This window comes from Shewanella sp. 4t3-1-2LB (assembly GCF_017368415.1).
GTDB lineage: Bacteria > Pseudomonadota > Gammaproteobacteria > Enterobacterales > Shewanellaceae > Shewanella > Shewanella fodinae.
The window spans coordinates 1-1023 of record NZ_JAFNJD010000112.1; the positions used below are offsets into that span (position 1 = coordinate 1).

Sequence of the window (1023 nt, forward strand, 5' to 3'; positions counted from 1 at the left end):
TCTACTCAGCCTAATCCATGTCCTTGTTTGACCATTTGAAACTCATTGAAGACCCACGTTCATATATCAACTTGGAACATAATTTGGTTGATATCATTTTCCTCGTTTTAGCCGCAACCGCTTCCGGCTGTCACGGATGGCTTGAGATTGAGGAGTTTGGTCATGAGCACTTGTCATGGCTCCGGAAACATCGGCCTTTCGCAAAAGGAATACCCACTCGGCACTCTATTGCGCGGATCATTAAAGCAATTGATGTTGAGATGATGGTACTGGCATTGTTTCGCTGGACCAATAGTTTGAGAGCCTCTGCCGGTAAACCGTTAATCGCCATTGACGGAAAAACCCTTCGTGGCGCAGTTAATAAAAACAGTACGGAACAAGCATTACACCTCGTCTCAGCATTTGATACCGAGCAAGGACTTGTCCTCTATCAACAAGACACCAAAACCAAAGGCAGCGAAGTAGCGACCGTTCGCGAATTACTGCATATGTTGGATATCCAAGATGCCGTATTGACCTTTGATGCACTGCATTGCAACAAAGAAACACTTGCTCAAATTGTAAAGCGTAAAGGTGACTATGTTGTGCAAGTGAAAGGTAATCAACCAACACTGAGAAAGACGATTGAAGCGCTATTTCAGCCACACTGGGAGACTAATGCCACCGATATCCCAATGTGTGAAGAAAGCGACAAGGGACACGGTCGAGAAGAACGTCGTACCACGTTTCAAATTCCTGCCTTGTTGCCAAAAGAGCTTGCCAAACAGTGGCCATCCGTCAAATCGCTAATCGCCGTTGAGCGCGAACGTAAGCGCAATGGAACGACGACTATCGATACGCATTACTACCTGAGTTCATTGGATATTGAGGTAGAACTTGCCGCTCGGGCTGTTAGACAGCATTGGCACATCGAGAATCAACAACATTGGGTACTGGATGTCACGTTCAAAGAAGATATGTCGCGGATAGGCGATAGAGACAATGCGAAGAAAATGGCGTTATTTCGCCGTATTGTGCTCAACT

1 protein-coding gene is annotated in these 1023 nt (G+C 45.9%); it reads left to right on the top strand.

Annotation, left to right across the window (positions count from 1 at the left end):
- Positions 1–17: 17 nt before the first annotated feature.
- The coding region (locus J3L11_RS19715; RefSeq protein WP_207571986.1) for an ISAs1 family transposase at positions 18–1023 on the top strand (1006 nt) is incomplete at its 3' end.